Source organism: Arthrobacter subterraneus, assembly GCF_900099735.1.
GTDB classification, from domain to species: Bacteria; Actinomycetota; Actinomycetes; order Actinomycetales; family Micrococcaceae; genus Arthrobacter_D; species Arthrobacter_D subterraneus.
In genome coordinates, this window is sequence record NZ_FNDT01000001.1 from 227,293 (window position 1) to 244,289 (window position 16,997).

Sequence of the window (16,997 nt, forward strand, 5' to 3'; positions counted from 1 at the left end):
GCCCGCCCGGCAGGGTTGCCGGGCATGGGGCGTCGGGGGAACCTGAGAAGAAACTACGCCGGCTGCCGCGAGAACTCTCCGGCCGCCCGGATCTGCTCAGCCGTGGGCCGGACCCCGGTGTAGAGCACAAACTGCTCGGCAGCCTGCAGCGCAGCAACTTGGGCACCGGTGATGACCGGCCGGCCCGCCCGGCGGGCAGCCCGGATGAGCGGCGTCTCCGACGGCAGCGCGACGACGTCAAACACCAGCGACGCCGCAGCGATCGCCTCGTCGCTGAAGGACTGCACGTCCTCGTCCGGCCCGGCCATGCCCAGCGGGGTCACGTTGATCAGCAGGTCAGCGGTCGAGGTGCCCGGCTCCGCCTGCCACCGGAACCCGTACAGGCCCGCGAGATGCCGTCCGGCCTCCTCGTTCCGGGCGACTATGGTGACGTTGCTGAAGCCCGCGTCCCGTACGGCCGCCGCAACCGCCTTGGCCATCCCGCCGGATCCGCGCAACAGAACCGACGACGACGACGGCGCCACCTCCGAACGCTCTTTGATCAGTTCCGCGACGGCGAGGTAGTCGGTGTTGTAGGCGGTGAGGACGCCGTCGTCGTTCACTATCGTGTTCACCGAGTCGATGGCGAGCGCAGAGGGATCCATCCGGTCCACCAGGGATATGACATCCTCCTTGAACGGCATGGAGATGGCGCATCCGCGGATCCCCAGGGCGCGCACACCGCCGATGGCGGCCGGGAGGTCCGTGGTGGTGAAGGCCTTGTAGACGTAGTTCAGGCCCAGCTCGTCATACAGCCAGTTGTGGAAGCGGGTGCCCAGGTTGCTGGGCCTTGCGGCGAGGGAGATGCACAGGGCCATGTCTTTGTTCAGGATCGGCACCCGTCAATTATGCTCCGGCCCCACCACGTCCCCAAGCGCGGAGCCGTCGCCGTACTTGCCAGCCGGAATAATGCTGAGTTTCCCGTTGGTCTCCAGCACTATGGCGGCAATCTGCGAGAGGTCTCCATTGCCCTGCATGCGGACCGCCTGAAGAAGCTCTGACTCAGTCAGCCGGTTCCGCCTGAGCTCCGGTTCCTGGATCCGGCCGTCCCTGAAGAGGAGAACCGGACGGGAGGTTATTGCCTGCCTGGATGCGGGCCAGCGGGACGAGACGAAGGCAACCAGGTACTGCAACGCGGCCAGCAATCCAAGCGCGGCCGCCCCTTCAGCCCAGGAAACGTTGGCGTTGAGCAGGATGGTTGCGAGTGTGGAGCCGAAGGCAACCGTGACAACGAAATCGAAGATGTTGAGCTGGCTGAGAGTCCGCTTGCCCGAGACCCGGAGGATCAGGACCAGAACGGCATAGGCGGCAGAGCCTACCAGCAGAACCCTCGCCACCTCTGCCCAGTTATCGAACCACATGCCGACTCCCACCACCGCTTGGGTCAATCATGTTTCTGCTCCTTCCGGTATCGGGTGCACGTCCGCCAAAGGTTGTCCTTCACACTAGGTCCTGGAGCGGCCGGCTGCGACTGCAGGGCGGGACTGCCTCTGCACTACTATTGACCTCAGTTCTCACCCGCGATGGCGCGATACCGAGGCAGATATTCCCCACCGTCCGGTACCGGTCAGGAGCACACCATTGAAGATTGAGTTCGCCAAATCCGAGCAGTCGACCCTGGGCGTTGAGTGGGAGCTCGCGCTGGTCGACCGGTACAACGGCGATCTCGTCTCGGTTGCCAAAGAGGTGCTCCGGGGAGTCAATGAAAAGCACCCGGAACTCCAGGCCGACGACGAACACCCCCACATCAAGCAGGAGCTTCTGCTCAACACCGTCGAGATCGTCACGGGCATCTGCCACACCGTCTCTGAGGCCAAGGAAGACCTGAGCCGGTCACTCGCGGCAGTCCGTGAGGTGACGGATCCGATGGGCGTCGAGCTGTTCTCGGCCGGTTCCCACCCCTTCAGCGCCCCGCGTTCCCAGCCGGTGACGGACAAGGAACGGTACTCCAAGCTGATCGATCGCACGCAGTGGTGGGGGCACCAGATGGTGATTTACGGCGTGCACGTCCACGTGGGACTGGACAGCCGCGACAAGGCGCTGCCCGTGCTCGACGGGCTGGTGAACTACTTCCCGCACTTCCAGGCGATCTCGGCGTCGTCTCCGTTCTGGGGAGGAGAGGACACCGGGTATGCGTCGCAGCGTGCCCTGATGTTCCAGCAGCTCCCGACCGCCGGCCTGCCGTTCCAGTTCCGCTCCTGGGCGGAATACGAGGCCTATGTCGAGGACATGTTCACCACCGGCGTCATCGATGCGGTGAGCGAGATCCGATGGGACATCCGCCCGGTCGGCAACCTCGGAACCATTGAGCTGCGGGTGTGTGACGGGCTTTCCACGCTGGAGGAGGTCGGTGCCGTCGCCGCCCTGACCCAGTGTCTCGTGGACGATTTCTCGACCACCCTCGACAACGGTGGGGCCATCCCCACCATGCCGCCGTGGCATGTGCAGGAGAACAAGTGGCGCGCGGCCCGTTATGGGCTGGAGGCCATCATCATCCTGGACGCCGCCGGAAATGAACGTCTGGTGACCGAGCACCTGATGGATGAGCTGAACCGGCTGGAACCGGTCGCGGCGAAACTGGGCTGCTCCGCGGAACTGGCCGACGTCGAAAAGATCCTGCAGCGCGGCGCCGGCTACCAGCGTCAGCGCCGCGTCGCCGCCGAAAACAACGGCGACCTGAGCGCCGTCGTACTGGATATGGTGCGCCAGCTCCGGGAGGGGCCCTCCGCCTGACCCCCGCGGTAACCCCCCGTGAGTTGGCAGGACACACCCCGTATGGAGCGGAGAAAGCGGCGTGTCCTGCGAAATGAACGCGGGTGGGTTAGAGGTGGACGGTGGTCACCGGCATGGAGGAATCGGTGCCGAAGCCGATTCCGCTGGGTTCCCCGCCGTCCATGATGATCCGCGCCGCGAGCGCCGCCACCATGGCGCCGTTGTCGGTACACAACGACGACGGCGGGATGGTCAGCGTGATGCCCGCCGCCTCGCAGCGTTCCCGGGTCAGCTGCCGAAGCCGCGAGTTGGAGGCCACTCCCCCGCCCAGCAGCAGCGAGGTGATGCCGTTCTCGGTACAGGCAAGCACTGCCTTTGAGGTGATAATGTCCACGACGGCCTCCTGGAAGGACGCCGCCACATCAGCGACAGGGACCTCGACGCCGCGCGCCTCGCAGTCCTCGATGAACCGGGCGACGGCGGTTTTCAGCCCGCTGAAGGACCAGTCGTACCGGTGCGGCCCGGGTTGCTCCGGCGTCCCCAGGTACTTGGGCTGGCTCAGCCCGCGAGGGAACCGGATCGCAGCCGGATCCCCCTGGGCGGCAAGGCGGTCGATCGCCGGACCGCCCGGGTATCCGAGGCCCAGGATGCGCGCCACCTTGTCATAGGCCTCGCCGGCGGCGTCGTCAATGGTGGACCCCAGGAGTTCGACGTCGGAGGCCAGGTTCCGCACGCGCAGGATCTCCGTGTGCCCGCCGGAAACAAGCAGCGCGCCCAGGTTGTCCGGCAGCCGGCCGGCGTCGAGCAGTCCCACGCCGACGTGCGCCACGAGGTGGTTCACGGCAAAGAGCGGCTTGCCGGTGGCCACGGCCAGCGCCTTCGCCGCAGCGACCCCGACCATTAGCGCACCGGACAACCCCGGCCCGGAGGTTACGGCGAGCGCGTCAACGTCCAAGAGTTCCACATCGGCGTCGGCAAGGGCCTGCTGGAGGGTGGGCACCATGGCGTCCAGGTGCGCGCGCGAGGCGATCTCCGGGATGACTCCGCCGAACCGTACGTGCTCCTCCATGGAGGAGGACACGGCGTTGGTGAGCAGGGTGGTCCCGCGGACAATCCCGACGCCGGTCTCATCGCAGGAGGACTCGATCCCCAGGACGAGGGGTTCGGACCGGTTCATGGTTGCCTTTCGCTCACGCTGTGAAGATCGAAGGTCAACCGCATCACGAGCGCGCTGACCCCGTCACGGTAGTACCCCCGCCGGGTGTGGATGTGTTCGAATCCGAACCGTTCGTACAGCCGGCGCGCCCGCGGATTGTCCTCGCGCACCTCCAGCAGGGTTTCGGTGGCGCCCCGCCGCCGGGCTTCGGCGAGCATCCGGGTCAGCATCATGGTGCCGGTCCCCCGCCCCTCGTAGTCCGGGAGCACGCCGATTGTCTGGATGTCCGCGGTGGTGCCGACTACCATGACCCCGCAGTAGCCGATCAGCTCACCGTCAGCCTCGGCAACCAGATAGTGCCGGGTCTCCGCCTGGGCAAACTCGTCAAAGAACAGCTCAAGCGGCCACGCATCGATCGGAAAGAGCTTCTGCTCGAGGCCGGCGACCGCTGGAATGTCCTGGAGCCGCATGGGACGCAGGGCGATGGTCACAGCAGCGCCTTTTTCCGCGGACCCGGCACCTTGGCGTCCGATTCACGCAGATACAGCGGCGTGGTGGCCCGGAGTGCACCGCCGTCCGCGAGGGTGCGTTCGGCGACGCGGGCCAGCGCAACGGCGTCGGGCGTCAGCTCGGTGGCGTGGGCGGTGCCGGCCAGCCGCCCGGCGTAGAGGCCCGCTCCCCGACCGTACACCGGCAGGTCCGGAACGCTTTCGGCGGGACCGACGTGCGGACCGTCCACCAGTTCCGGCAGCGCCGAACCCGCCCGGTAGCGCGCCCAGTACACTTCCTTGCGCCGCGCGTCCGTGGCCACCGCAAACTCCCCCTCGGCATGGTCCGCGTCCAGCGCCACGGCGTCCAGGCTCATCACCCCGTGCAGCGGCACGTTCCACACGAAGGCGAGCATACGCGCGGTGGCAATACCCGCACGCAGCCCCGTGAACGGCCCGGGGCCGACGCCCACTGCCAGGGCATCCAGCCCGGTTCCGGCCACGCCGGCATCGAAAAGCAATTGCTCGACGGCGGGAGCCAGCACTTCCGCGTGCGAGCGTGTGTCCGTTGAGGCGAACCGCCCCAGGACGACGCCGTCGCTCACCAGCGCGGCGCTGGCCGCGGCGGAGGTATCAAGGGCCAGTATCAGCATCTAGACCAGTGCTCCCAGGTTGCTGTCCGCCCAGCGGGGACCGTAGGCGTCGATGCGCAGGTGGCGCGGTTCGTCGTCGTCATCGGTGAGGGAGGCCGACGCCGGCGAGGCGAGGGCAGGGCGAACCAGCGTGATGTGCAGCCAGCTGTCGGTGAGGTGTTCCACGCGGCCGGCGCCCCACTCGACGACGGTGACCGAACTGTCCAGGGTGGATTCCAGGTCGAGGTCGTCAATTTCCGCATCCGATTCCAGCCGGTACGCGTCCACGTGGACCAGGCCCGGACCATTGACCAGCGAGGGGTGGTTGCGCACCAGCACGAACGTCGGGGAAATGATGCCTTCCCGGACGCCGAGTCCCCGGCCCAGGCCCTGGGTGAAGGTGGTTTTGCCGGCGCCCAGCTCCCCGGTGAGGATGAGCAGGTCGCCTCCGGCGAGCCGTCGGCCCAGGCCCTCGGCAACACGCTGCAGTTCCTCGACCGACGCCACCGAAAACTCCCGGAACCAGAGGGGCCCGGTCACAGGTCCGCCTCTGCGTCGATATAGCGGCGGGCGACGCGGGGACTGATCCGGGTGACGATCTCATAGTTGATCGACCCGCTGGCCCGGGCCCAGTCGTCGGCGGTGGGCGTTCCGTTGCCGTCGCCGAAGATCACCGCTTCCTGTCCCAGCGGGCTGTCTGCCGAGTCCGCGATCCCGGTTTCCTCGAAGTCGATGACGAGCTGGTCCATGGCGATCCGACCCACGACGGGGTAGAACCGGCCGCCGACCGCGACCGGCGCGCCGGTTGCCGCCCGCGGCACACCGTCGCCGTAGCCCACCGGGATGAGTCCCAGCGTGGTGCGCTTGTCCGTGAGGTAGGACAGCCCGTAGGAGACGCCGTGGCCTGCCGGAACCTCCTTGCAGTTGGCGATGCTGGTCCGGAAGCTCATGGCCGGGCGAAGGCCGAGTTCCGCGGAGGACTGCCCGCCGAAGGGCGAGAGTCCGTAGATTCCCAGGCCCACGCGCACCAGGTCGAAGTGCGCATCCGGCCGGGAGAGCGTGCCGGGCGTGTTGGCCAGGTGCCGTACTTCGAGGTCCACGCCCGCGTCTTCGGCCACTGCGACGGCGTCCCGGAAGCGTTCGATCTGGTGGTCGGTCTCGTCCCGGTCGGGCTCGTCGGCGACCGCAAGGTGGGAGAAGACGCCGACCACCCGGATGAGCCCGTGCTCCTGGTTTTCCAGCGCACGGCCGAGCAGCGCTTCCCACTGGTCCGGCGGGCAGCCGTTCCGGCCGAGCCCCGTGTCGATCTTCAGGTGCACGCGGGCGGGACGCTCAAGCCTCCGGGCCTCACTCACCACATGGGTCAGTTCCCAGCCGGAGATCCCGAGGTCAATACCCAGCTCGATGGCCGCCGCGAAGTCGCTCGATTCGGTGTGCAGCCAGGCCAGGATGGGCGCTTCAATGCCCGCCTCGCGCAGTTCCACGGCTTCGGAGATGTGCGCAACACCAAGCCAGGCGGCGCCCGCCTCGAGCGCCGCCCTGGCCACGGGCACGGCACCGTGTCCGTAGCCGTCGGCCTTGACCACTGCCATGACCCGCGCGGGGCTCGCAATTTCCGCGATATGCCGTACGTTGTGCCGCACCGCGGCGAGGTCGATGTCTACCCGCCGCTCGGGCACGGGACCTGCTGAAAAACTCACACGCCCATTCTGTCAGTTTTGAACGGGCGGTCAGGAATCCGGGGGTGCGGAGCGCCAGGTGCCCTTGCGCTCAGCGTTCCGGCGGCGACACGATGGATCATGACTTTCTCTCCCACAACAGCAATAGTCACCGGCTCCGACTCGGGCATTGGACGCGCAACTGCCGTGGCGCTCGCAGAAGCGGGCTGCGACGTCGGCATTACCTGGCATTCGGACCGGGAAGGAGCGGAGGAGACTGCCCGTCAGGTGGAGGCGGCAGGCCGGAAAGCGGCCGTGGCCCAGCTTGATACCACCGACATACCGGGTTGCGGCGACGTCATCGACCAGCTGGCGGACACGCTCGGCGGCGTCGATGTCTTCGTGAACAATGCCGGAACCGGTGACGGAACCCTCTTCCTGGATCTCGACTGGGACACCTGGCGCGGAACCGTGACAGCGAACCTGGACGGCGCGTTCGTGTGTATCCAGCGGGCCGCGAAGCGGATGGTCAGCGCAGGAAACGGCGGCCGCATCATCGCCGTGACGAGCGTCCACCAGGAGCAGCCCCGGGTCGGCGCCGCCGCCTATGACGCGTCCAAGCACGGACTCGGCGGCCTGATCCGCACCATCGCGCTGGAGCTGGGCGACCGGGGCATCACGGCGAACGCCGTCCTGCCCGGTGAGATCGCCACTCCCATGACCGGCGCGGAGGATGAGGACCCCCATGAGATACGCCGGCCGGGGGTGCCGCTGGGACGCCCGGGTGACGCACGGGAAGTTGCTGCGGTGATCGCGTTCCTCGCCTCACCGGCCTCCAGCTACGTCACCGGAGCATCCTGGGTGGTCGACGGCGGCATGCTCCAGATGGGCCCCCAGGCGGGGTCCCACATCACCAGTGACGACTGGCGGTCGGTCTGACCGGCACGGCGTCCTAACCGGAGCCGACGTTCTGACCGAAGCCCGCGGAGGGCGCCTCAGGCGTCGGATTGCGTTGCGATCGTGGCGCTTGCCCGCCGGACCGCCTCGGCCGGGACGTGGGACACGATGTCCTCCAGGAAGGCGTAGCGGCGCAGCCACTGTTTGCGGACGCCGTCGCGCTCGGCGCTCACCCGGCGCCACCAGTCGGCAATGTCGCCCCAGCCCGGGGCGGCGAGCGACCCTCCGACCTCCTGAACCGACAGGGAGGCGCAAAGATTGGCGAACGCCAGCCGGTCCGCCAGCGGCCACCCGGCCAGGTCTCCGGTGACGAAAGCGGCCCCGAAGCAGTCACCGGCTCCCGTGGGGTCATAGGCGTTGACCGGCAGCGCCGGCACCCATTCCTCCTCACCGGTAAGGGAGTCGACGGCGATGGCACCCTGCTGGCCGACGGTCACCACGGCGACGGGCACCCGGTCCGCGAGCGCGTACAGCGCAGCCCACGGGTCGCTGGTCCTGGTGTAGGCCATGGCCTCGGTTTCATTGGGAAGGAAAGCGTGGAAGTACCGGAGGGAATCCAGCGCGTCCGGAGACCAGGATCCGCTCGGGTCCCACCCGACATCCCCGAAGAGCCGCATCCCGAGCGCGTGTGCCGCCGGAACCCACGGCTCAACCTGGGGACCGACCTCCGCCATGGCCGCCCGGCAGCGCGGCAGGTCCGCGAGCAGCTCCGATGCGGACAGCGGTGAGGGGTGCCCGTGGGTGACCATGGACCGGTCGCGCGCCACGGAGAGGGAGACCGTGACCGGTGAGTGCCACTGCTCGAAGGTCTGCGAGCGTGAGAGGTCCACGTGTTCCTGCCCCTGCAGGATGCTGCGGTTGAAGGCGCCGTAGCCGTCATCGCCGAAGGCAGCCGCCAGCGTGGTCCGCAGGCCCAGCCTGCTCGCGGCGATGGCCTGGTTGGCCACCCCGCCCGGGCAGGAGCCCATCCCCTCGGCCCAGACCTCGGTCCCCGGCGTGGGCAGCGCATCCAGCCCGGTGAAGATAATGTCGAAGAACACCGAACCGGTGAGCAGGAGGTCGAACTCGGGGTCCTCGGAGGTTCGCGCGGAGGCAAGCGGGTCAAAGCGGTTCGGGGTGGCCATGTAGGGCACGATACCCCGCGGTTGCGGGGCAGGGAGGACATCACCGTGCACACCATCAAGCTGGCCGTCATCGGGGGCGGAGGGTTCCGCGTTCCGCTGATCTACCGTGCACTGTGCTCGGGAGCCTTTGCCAGTCTGGTCGACGAGGTGTGCCTGTACGACGCCGATCACTCCCGTTCAGCAGCAATCGCCCGCGTGGCGGCGGACCTGCCCCTGCCGGAGGGTGCCCGCCCGCCCCGGCTCACCGTCAACGATCGGCTGGAAGAAGCGTTGGCGGGGGCCGACGTCGTCTTCGTTGCCATCCGTCCCGGCGGCGCGGCCGGACGCGTACTCGATGAGCGGGCTGCGATCGCCGAGGGCGTTCTGGGCCAGGAAACAGTGGGCGCCGGCGGACTGTCCTACGCGCTGCGGTCCATCCCGGAGATGCTGACGATCGGGGAATCGATCCGCACCACCTGCCCGGAGGCCTGGGTCATCAACTTCACCAACCCCGCCGGAATCATCACCCGGGCGCTCCAGCCGGTGCTGGGCGGGCGGGTCATCGGAATCTGCGACTCCGCCTCGGGGCTGGTCCGCCGGGCTTCCCTCGCCGCCGGCGCGCCGCTGCCGTTCGGCACGCTGACCGGGGTGGATTACGTAGGCCTGAACCATCTGGGCTGGTTACGGGGGCTGAAGTACGACGGCGGCGACCTCCTGCCCGCACTCCTCGCCGACCCCGCCCGGCTGGCTTCCTTCGAGGAAGGGCGGGTTTTCGGTGTCCCCTTCCTACAGATGCTCGGGGTGCTGCCGAACGAGTACCTGTTCTATTACTACTTCCACGCCGAGGCGCGGCGCTCGGTCGCAGCCGCAGCCGAAACCCGCGGGGAGTCCCTGGTCCGGCAGCAGGCGGATCTGTACCCGTCGCTGCTCGCGGCGGAGGAGCCCTTCACCGTGTGGGAGTCCGCCCGGCGCGCCCGCGAGGAGGGTTACCTCGCCGAAGCCCGCACCGCCGAGGAAACCCGCGACGAGGCCGATCTCGCCGGCGGCGGGTACGAGCAGGTTGCCCTCACCGCGATGCGAGCCCTCCTCCGCGATGAGCCCGCCGAGCTGATCCTCAACGTGCGTAACGACGGCGCCGTCCTGCAACTGCCAGCCGACGCAGTTGTCGAGATCCCCGCACGCGTCACCGGGCGGGGCGCCGAGGCGCTGGCCGTCCGCGCCCCGACACCGCACCAGCTCGGACTGATGTCGCTGGTGTCAGGGGTGGAGCAGGACGTGATTGCCGCCGTCGTGCATGGCGACCGCGCGCTCGCCCTCCGGGCGTTCGCGCTGCATCCGCTGATCGATTCCGGTCACACCGCGCAGCGGCTGCTCCGCGGGTATGAGAAGGCGTTCCCCGGGCTGCCGGGCCTCTGGCGGTAAGGGGCGACGCCGCGTGTGCGGGCTCCAGACCCGGAAGTTTTGCGCAGCTCGGGTGACTCCGCCGCGCCGGGAGTCACCCGACCTGCGCAAAAATTCCCGGGGTTTACGCCTCGAGCGCCTTGGCCCAGAGGTTGATGTCGGATTCCACGGCGAACTCGTCGATCGCGTGGAGCTCACTCTCGCTGAAGTCCAGGTTTCTGATGGCGCCGACGCTGTCCTCCAGTTGTTTCACGCTTGATGCACCGATCAGCGCGGACGTGATCGGTGACCCTTTGCCCTGCGGGCGGAGGATCCAGGCGATGGCCATCTGCGCGAGCGTCTGACCCCGGGACTCCGCTATGCCGTTCAGCCCACGGACGCGCCGGAGGTTGTCCTCGGACAGGTGGTCCTCGGAGAGCGACTTGTTGGACGCGGCGCGCGAGCCCTCCGGGACGCCGTCGAGGTACCTGCTGGTCAGCAGGCCCTGCGCCAGCGGGGAGAAGGCGATGGAGCCGGCCCCAACCTGCTCGAGCACCTGCGGCAGGTTCGGCTCACCGTTCTCCACCCACCGGTTGAGCATGGAGTAGGAGGGCTGGTGGATCAGCAGCGGGGTGCCAAGGTCACGGAGGATGGCGGCCGCCTCGGCCGTCCTTTCCGGCGAATACGAGGAAATTCCGGCGTAGAGCGCCCGGCCCGAGCGCACCGCGGTGTCAAGTGCACCCATGGTCTCCTCGAGCGGTGTCTCCGGATCCGGGCGGTGGCTGTAGAAGATGTCAACATAGTCCAGCCCCATGCGGTTCAGCGACTGGTCGAGGCTGGCCAGCAGGTACTTGCGTGAACCGAAGTTGCCGTAGGGCCCGGGCCACATGTCATAGCCGGCCTTGCTGGAAATGACGAGTTCATCCCGGAACGGGCGGAAGTCGTCCTTCAGGTGGCGGCCGAAGTTGGTCTCCGCCGAACCGTACGGTGGCCCGTAGTTGTTGGCCAGGTCGAAGTGGTTCACGCCCAGGTCGAAAGCCCGGCGCAGGATGGCCCGCTGCACGTCGAACGGCTTGTCATCACCGAAGTTGTGCCACAGGCCCAGCGAGACGGCCGGCAGGTGGAGGCCGCTGCGGCCAACTCGTCGGTACGGCATGGTGTCATAGCGGTTGTCCGCGGGGTGGAAAGTCATGACTTCATCCTAGGTGGCTGAGTGCTGTGGCCACCGATCCGGCAGGAGGGAACGCAGGTGCGACACGGCGGTGTGCACCGGCGCCGCACCCGCAACAAACCCGTCAGGGCGCACGAGGTAGCAGAATCCCTCCGCCAGCCCCCTGCCGCCCGCAGCGGGGAAGGAATGCACCGGAACCTGCAGGGCGCGCCCGACGGCGGCAACCACCTCCGCATCCACCTCACCGTAGGTGTGGACCTGCCAGACGGCGGTGCGCAGGGCCTCGAAATTGGGGCCCGTCCATGGCAGCCGTCTTCCCACCACCCGGCCGCGCCGTCTGCGGCGGGAGCGCGCTGCAGGTGAGCGGACGCCGTCGTCAGTCGGTGACTCGCCCATCCAGTAGTGGATGCGGATCTGTGAGAGGTAGCCGAACAGTCTCGGCGCAATCGGGAGCCGCGGAAGCAGCCGGATCGCTACGGGTGCAATCAGCCGGGGTGCCGTGCGCCGGACGGCGCGGGCAAGGCGATGGTCGGAGGTCACCAGGGCGAAGGCCCGGTCAGTGCTGTTCACCAGCCGGAGCGCCACCGGACGCCGCTCCGCCTCGTAGCGGTCGAGCAGCCGTTCGGAGGCGCGGCCCTGGAGTACGTCGGCCAGCTTGAACGCCAGGTTGTGGGCGTCCTGCAGGCCGGTGTTCATTCCCTGAGCGCCGACGGGCGAGTGCACGTGCCCCGCGTCGCCGGCGAGGAAGACGCCGCCCTGCCGGAAGCGGGCCGCTACGCGGTGGTGGATCCGGTAGGTCGAGAACCAGAGGGTCTCCGCGAAGGTGACGCCGAAAACGGTAGCCAGGCGTTGCCGCGCGAGTGACTCCGGGACTTCCTCACCGGGTGCGGTCCGCAGGACCCCGAGCAGCCGGTGGCGGCCTCCGGGTCCCATGGGAAACCCGAGCAGGAACTCCTCGGCACCGAACCTCAGGTTAACGCTGTCCCCGGCGACGCCGGAGACACCCAGGACGTCCGCCACATAGAACGTGTGCCCGTTGGTGAGGCCTTCGAACGAAATGCCGGAAAGCTTCCGTACCGCGGAGGATCCACCGTCCGCACCCACGCAGAACCGCGCACTGATCGTCAGCGGGCCGCCGGGCCCGCTGCACTCCGCGCGGATCCGATGGCCATCCCCGTCGGGCAGCCCGGCATCGCAGGGAAGCCCGCCCGTGCTCAGCCCGACCAGCGCGTGGTCCCACTCGACCGTCCCGCCGAGCTCCTCCAGCCGGTCCAGCAGGATGCGCTCGTTCCTGCTCTGCTCCAGCACGTGAAGGCCGGGGTAGGGCGTCAACCCGGTCCCGAACCTGCCGATAGGAACGGCGCCGAAGGACCGGCGCTCGTAGCCGGGGCGGATGGTGACCGCAGGGTATCCCTCCGCAAGAACCCGGTCCACCACGCCCAATTGGTCATAGATCTCCATGCTCCGCGAATGGACACCGAGCGCACGCGATTCCCGGGTGGGCCCCGCCTTGCCATCAACCACCACAGCAGCAACGCCGAGCTTCGCCAGCCAGGCGGCGAGCATCAGCCCGGTGGGACCGGCTCCGACTACGAGCACATCCGTGCTGAGCTCCCGCATGGTGGCTTGACCTTCCGCTAGACCTTCAGGATCGCCGCTCCGTGAGCCGGAAGGGTGACCGTCCCGTCACCGATGGATTCACCGGGGGCGGTGCTGAGCAGGACCTTCCTTGCCGCCACCGGAACCTCCCGCTCAGCCTCTGCGAAATTCACGACGACGACGGTGCCTCCCCGGTGCAGCACCAGCCACTGCTGGTCCTCGTCAAAGTCAACGCTCACCGCGGTGAAGTCCGGGTTGTGCAGGTCCTTGTTCTCCCGGCGCAGCGCGATCAGGTCCCGGTACAGGTTCAGCAGCCGCGCCTGGTCGGGCCGTTCCTGCTCGCTCCAGTCGAGCTTCGCCGAAGCGAAGGTCTCCGGATCCTGGGGATTGGGCACCGTCTCCGGGTCCCAGCCCATCTTCTCGAATTCCCGCAGGCGCCCCTCGGCGGTTGCCTTGCCGAGTTCCGGTTCGGGGTGGGAAGTGAAGAACGGCCAGGGTGTTGCCGCACCGTACTCCTCGCCCATGAACAGCATCGGTGTGAACGGACCGGCAATGTTGAGGACGGCGGCCTGGGCCAGCTGCACCGGAGGAAGCGTTGCGCTGATCCGGTCCCCCGCCGCCCGGTTGCCGATCTGGTCATGGTTCTGGGTACAGACCACGAGCTGGTGCAGGGTGTGCTTCGCCGGGTCGATGGGCCGCCCGTGCGAACGCTCGCGGAAGGAGGACCAGGTGCCGTTGTGGAAGAAGCCGTCCGTGTACACCTTGGCGAGGGCGCCGATCGAGTCGAAGTCCTCGTAATAGCCCACCGTCTCACCGGTGACGTTGACGTGCGCGGCGTGGTGGAAGTCATCGCTCCACTGCCCCGCCAGCCCGTAGCCGCCGGCGCTGCGCGGTGCGATGAGCCGTGGGTTGTTCAGGTCAGATTCAGCGACCAGGAACAGGGGCTTGCCCAGTTCCGCAGCGCACCGGTCGGTCTCGACGGCGAATTCCTCGAGGATGTGGATGGCGCGTTCGTCATGCAGTGCGTGCACGGCATCGAGCCGCAGCCCGTCTACATGGAAGTCGCGGAACCACATGAGGAGGTTGTCGATCACATAGCGGCGCACCTCGTCAGACTGCGGCCCGTCCAGGTTCAGGGAATCACCCCACGTGTTGGCCTTGCCCTCGGTCAGGTAGGGCGCAAACTGCGTGATGTAGTTTCCGCTGGGACCGAGGTGGTTGTAGACAACGTCCTGGATGATGCCGAGCCCGCGCTGGTGGGCTGCGTCCACGAACCGCTGGTAGGCCTTGGGCCCGCCGTAGGTCTCCTGGACGGCATACCAGAGCACGCCGTCGTAGCCCCAGTTGTGGGTGCCGTTGAAGGCATTGACCGGGAGCAGCTCAACGTACTGCACCCCGAGCCCGGCCAGATAATCGAGCTTGCCGATCGCGGCGTCCAGCGTGCCCTCCGGCGTGAACGTTCCGATGTGCATCTCATAGATGACGTTTCCGTCCAGGCCGGGTGAGGCCCAGCCGCTGTCCCCCCAGGAGTAGGCTCCGGCGTCGAACGTGCGGGAGAGTGAATGCACGCCCTCCGGCTGCCGGCGGGAACGCGGATCCGGCACCGGGTCAGCGGCACCGTTGATCAGATACCCGTAGTCCACGTCACCGTCAGCCGGCGCACCCGGTGCCTCCCACCAGCCGCCGCTCCGGGACGTCATGGGGTATTGCTCACCACCGGCCACGAGCGTCAGGGACTGCGCCTTGGGCGCCCACACATCAAACCTCGAACTCATTACGCTTCCTCCTTCACGAGAAGTGCCACAGGGTAGGTCTCGAACAGACGCACCGCAGGCACCGGTCCACCCTCAAAGCCGGTGCCGGTAATTGCGCAGCTGTAGCTTCCTTCCGGGAGTACGACGGCGGTGTCCCGCCAGCCGCCGGCCCGCTCCAGTCCCAGCGGCAGACGGGTGACCGCGGCGACGGCGCCGCCCCGGTCGAAGGCGAAGACGTGGTCCGCCGCCGCTCCCGCGGAAACCACTGAACGGTAACCGGAGAACAGCTCCGGCCGGTCCCGCCGCAGCCGCAGCGCCCGTGAGGTGACCAGGAGCTTGGCCAGCCCGCCGTCGTCAATCCTGGGCAGCGCACCGAAGGCAAGGTCAACCAGCCCCTGTTTCCGCGCCGCGAAGTCCACGGGACGGCGGTTGTCCGGATCCACCAGGGAGGTCTCCCAGAACTCGGAGCCCTGATAGACATCCGGCACACCCGGCATGGTGAGCTGCACCAGCTTTGCGCCCAGGGAGTTGGACCACCCGGGAACGGCCGTCTTCTCCACCAGCGCGGTGATGAGGCTGTTTACTTCAGAACGGTCAAAAGCGGCGTCCACGGCGTCATGCATTTTTTCTTCAAATGCGGTGTCCGGTGCGGTCCAGTGGGTGCTCGCATCGGCTTCGCGGGATGCCTTCTCGACGTAGGCGTGTGCGCGCTCCCGGCTGAGCGGCCAGGCCCCCACCAGCGCCTGCCACATCAGGGACGCGAACGCGGGATCCCCGATGGGCGCCAGTGCATTGAGCTGCCCGAGGGTTTCCACCCATTCCTCCGGGATTTCCGAGAGCACGGAGATCCGCGCCCGCGTGTCCTCGCCGCGCTTGGTGTCATGGGTGCTGAGCGCGTTCATGGTGAACGGCGCCGATTCCTGGCGTTCAAGCAGTGCCCGGTGGACATCATAGGTGTCCAGCGCGAAGATCGACGGATCCGCGCCCACCTCGTTCAGCGAGGTCAGCCGGTTGAACCGGTAGAACGCCGTGTCCTCGACGCCCTTGGCCATTACCATGCCGGAGGTCTGCTGGAACCGCATGGCAAGCTCGGTCAGTTCACCTTCGGGCCCGGACAGGTACGGGTTGAGGAGCGGATGCAGCACGTCGATCTCCGCGGACAGGTCCGGCCGCCGCACCTTCGCGTTGAGCACGGCTTCCGCCAGGTGGCCGGCGCCGTCCGGCAGGTAGCTGCGGTAGACCGGGAAACAGGTGAGCAATTCCGCGATGGCGTCGGCACTGCGCTCCGGTTCCAGGTTGGCTGACGCCGGGACCAGACGGGCAAGGCGGAGAACCTCTGAATGCAGGATCCCGTCGGTGATCCCGCGTTTGGTCCCGTGGATCATGTGCACAAACGGTTCAACCGGCACCGCGGCATCCAGCGGCGCCTGGCCGGCCGGATCGACGAACAACCGGTCCACGACCGCGAGACCGTCATAACCGGTGGTGCCTTCGCAGGCCCAGCGCGCGGGCAGCGACTCCCCGGGCTCCAGGATCTTCTCCACCAGGGTGTAGGCACCGCCCGAAAGCTCCCGAAGCCGCTCCAGATAGCCGGCCGGATCCGCCAGCCCGTCCGGATGGTCGATGCGGACGCCGTCCACCAGGGATTCGGCGAACCAGCGGCGCACCTCTGAGTGAGCCTCGTCGAAGACCCACGGCACCTCGACCCGGACACCGGCGAGGGTGTTGACGCCGAAGAAGCGCCGGTAGTTCAGTTCGCTGTCCGCACGCCGCCAGTTCACGAGCTCGTAGTGCTGACGTGCGTGCACCTGCGCGCCGGTGTCGCCAGGTTTCGCGGTGTCCTCTGCAATCGGGAACCGGTTCTCGTAATAGTGCAGCTCTCCGTCAACAACCTTGAGCTGTTCCTCCTCGCCGTCCCCGTCACCGAGCACGGGGATCCGGATCCGGCCGCCGCCGGCGTCCCAGTCCACGTCGAACGCTTCGGCATAGCGGGAGTCCCTGCCTTTGGCGAGCAGATCCCACCACCACGCGTTCTGCGCCGGGGTGGCAACGCCCACGTGGTTGGGCACGATGTCCACGAGGACACCGAGCCCCGCCTCGTGAGCCGTCCGGCACAGTGCGTCGAATGCGTCGGCGCCTCCGCGTTCCGGGTCCACCGAGGTGGGGTCGGTGACGTCATACCCGTGGTCGGACCCCTTTTCCGCGGTGAGGACGGGTGAGAGGTACACCCAGTCCACCCCGAGGTCCACCAGGTACGGCACAGTTTCTGCCGCGGCAGACAGGTCGAAGCTGGATCGGATCTGCAGCCGGTAGGTCGAGCGGGGTGTGTGCACGTTTTTTCTCCTGAT

Annotated in this window: 15 protein-coding genes; 3 read left to right on the forward strand and 12 right to left on the reverse strand. The window is 67.9% G+C overall.

What is annotated here, in order from left to right; translation table 11 throughout:
* Window positions 1-53: 53 nt before the first annotated feature.
* Both BLS52_RS01025 and BLS52_RS01030 read right to left on the reverse strand, forming a co-directional pair.
* A complete protein-coding gene (locus tag BLS52_RS01025; RefSeq protein WP_281241666.1) occupies window positions 54-878 on the reverse strand; it encodes a shikimate 5-dehydrogenase in 825 nt (274 codons plus the stop codon).
* A gap of 3 nt (window positions 879-881) precedes the next feature.
* Complete coding sequence (locus tag BLS52_RS01030; RefSeq protein ID WP_245702642.1) at window positions 882-1,427, reverse strand: DUF421 domain-containing protein; 546 nt, start codon at window positions 1,425-1,427, stop codon at window positions 882-884.
* 193 nt (window positions 1,428-1,620) lie between these two features.
* Between BLS52_RS01030 and BLS52_RS01035 the strand changes: the two genes are divergently transcribed.
* Window positions 1,621-2,772 (forward strand): glutamate--cysteine ligase, encoded by a 1,152-nt coding sequence (locus BLS52_RS01035; protein WP_090584191.1) that lies wholly within the window; start codon window positions 1,621-1,623, stop codon window positions 2,770-2,772.
* Between the two features lie 88 nt (window positions 2,773-2,860).
* Here the strand turns inward: BLS52_RS01035 and tsaD are convergent, their stop codons facing one another.
* Genes tsaD through alr form a run of 5 tightly spaced genes read right to left on the reverse strand, consistent with a single transcriptional unit; the run spans window position 2,861 to window position 6,727 of the window.
* Window positions 2,861-3,928, reverse strand: a complete 1,068-nt coding sequence (gene tsaD, locus BLS52_RS01040) for a tRNA (adenosine(37)-N6)-threonylcarbamoyltransferase complex transferase subunit TsaD (protein WP_090584192.1) — start codon at window positions 3,926-3,928, stop codon at window positions 2,861-2,863.
* Entirely contained in the window at window positions 3,925-4,377 is a 453-nt protein-coding gene (rimI, locus tag BLS52_RS01045; RefSeq protein ID WP_090584486.1) for a ribosomal protein S18-alanine N-acetyltransferase, read from the reverse strand. The genes tsaD and rimI overlap by 4 nt, the downstream gene beginning before the upstream one ends.
* A gap of 17 nt (window positions 4,378-4,394) precedes the next feature.
* A complete protein-coding gene (gene tsaB, locus BLS52_RS01050) occupies window positions 4,395-5,048 on the reverse strand; it encodes a tRNA (adenosine(37)-N6)-threonylcarbamoyltransferase complex dimerization subunit type 1 TsaB (protein ID WP_090584193.1) in 654 nt (217 codons plus the stop codon).
* Window positions 5,049-5,567 carry a tRNA (adenosine(37)-N6)-threonylcarbamoyltransferase complex ATPase subunit type 1 TsaE gene (gene tsaE, locus BLS52_RS01055; RefSeq protein ID WP_090584194.1) on the reverse strand — a complete coding sequence of 173 codons (519 nt, stop codon included), beginning with the start codon at window positions 5,565-5,567 and terminating at the stop codon, window positions 5,049-5,051. It abuts the gene before it with no gap.
* Window positions 5,564-6,727: an alanine racemase gene (gene alr / locus BLS52_RS01060; RefSeq protein ID WP_090584195.1), complete on the reverse strand. Its 1,164-nt coding sequence runs from the start codon at window positions 6,725-6,727 to the stop codon at window positions 5,564-5,566. Before alr ends, tsaE begins: the two co-directional genes overlap by 4 nt.
* A gap of 99 nt (window positions 6,728-6,826) precedes the next feature.
* On the opposite strand from alr, the gene BLS52_RS01065 reads away from it, so the two are divergent.
* Window positions 6,827-7,624 carry an SDR family oxidoreductase gene (locus tag BLS52_RS01065; protein ID WP_026545951.1) on the forward strand — a complete coding sequence of 266 codons (798 nt, stop codon included), beginning with the start codon at window positions 6,827-6,829 and terminating at the stop codon, window positions 7,622-7,624.
* Between the two features lie 56 nt (window positions 7,625-7,680).
* Here BLS52_RS01065 and BLS52_RS01070 read toward each other — a convergent pair whose 3' ends face one another.
* On the reverse strand, window positions 7,681-8,766 hold the full coding sequence (locus tag BLS52_RS01070) for a PfkB family carbohydrate kinase (RefSeq protein ID WP_090584487.1): 1,086 nt from the start codon (window positions 8,764-8,766) through the stop codon (window positions 7,681-7,683).
* A gap of 54 nt (window positions 8,767-8,820) precedes the next feature.
* Between BLS52_RS01070 and BLS52_RS01075 the strand changes: the two genes are divergently transcribed.
* Window positions 8,821-10,167: a family 4 glycosyl hydrolase gene (locus tag BLS52_RS01075; protein ID WP_090584488.1), complete on the forward strand. Its 1,347-nt coding sequence runs from the start codon at window positions 8,821-8,823 to the stop codon at window positions 10,165-10,167.
* 103 nt (window positions 10,168-10,270) lie between these two features.
* Here BLS52_RS01075 and mgrA read toward each other — a convergent pair whose 3' ends face one another.
* Genes mgrA through treY form a run of 4 tightly spaced genes read right to left on the reverse strand, consistent with a single transcriptional unit; the run spans window position 10,271 to window position 16,982 of the window.
* Complete coding sequence (gene mgrA, locus BLS52_RS01080; RefSeq protein ID WP_090584196.1) at window positions 10,271-11,317, reverse strand: L-glyceraldehyde 3-phosphate reductase; 1,047 nt, start codon at window positions 11,315-11,317, stop codon at window positions 10,271-10,273.
* Window positions 11,318-11,326: 9 nt separating this feature from the next.
* The gene (locus tag BLS52_RS01085) at window positions 11,327-12,916 is read right to left on the reverse strand and encodes an FAD-dependent monooxygenase (RefSeq protein WP_090584197.1); all 1,590 of its coding nucleotides are present in this window, start codon (window positions 12,914-12,916) and stop codon (window positions 11,327-11,329) included.
* Window positions 12,917-12,933: 17 nt separating this feature from the next.
* Entirely contained in the window at window positions 12,934-14,670 is a 1,737-nt protein-coding gene (gene treZ, locus BLS52_RS01090; RefSeq protein ID WP_090584198.1) for a malto-oligosyltrehalose trehalohydrolase, read from the reverse strand.
* Window positions 14,670-16,982, reverse strand: a complete 2,313-nt coding sequence (treY, locus tag BLS52_RS01095; protein WP_090584199.1) for a malto-oligosyltrehalose synthase — start codon at window positions 16,980-16,982, stop codon at window positions 14,670-14,672. Before treY ends, treZ begins: the two co-directional genes overlap by 1 nt.
* Window positions 16,983-16,997: the final 15 nt, after the last annotated feature.

Coding starts and splice junctions, on each gene's coding strand:
- mgrA (WP_090584196.1), bottom strand. CDS start 11,317: ATGACTTTCCACCCCGCGGACAACCGCTATGACACCATGCCGTACCGA.
- rimI (WP_090584486.1), bottom strand. CDS start 4,377: ATGCGGCTCCAGGACATTCCAGCGGTCGCCGGCCTCGAGCAGAAGCTC.
- BLS52_RS01065 (WP_026545951.1), top strand. CDS start 6,827: ATGACTTTCTCTCCCACAACAGCAATAGTCACCGGCTCCGACTCGGGC.
- tsaB (WP_090584193.1), bottom strand. CDS start 5,048: ATGCTGATACTGGCCCTTGATACCTCCGCCGCGGCCAGCGCCGCGCTG.
- tsaD (WP_090584192.1), bottom strand. CDS start 3,928: ATGAACCGGTCCGAACCCCTCGTCCTGGGGATCGAGTCCTCCTGCGAT.
- BLS52_RS01085 (WP_090584197.1), bottom strand. CDS start 12,916: ATGCGGGAGCTCAGCACGGATGTGCTCGTAGTCGGAGCCGGTCCCACC.
- BLS52_RS01070 (WP_090584487.1), bottom strand. CDS start 8,766: ATGGCCACCCCGAACCGCTTTGACCCGCTTGCCTCCGCGCGAACCTCC.
- treZ (WP_090584198.1), bottom strand. CDS start 14,670: ATGAGTTCGAGGTTTGATGTGTGGGCGCCCAAGGCGCAGTCCCTGACG.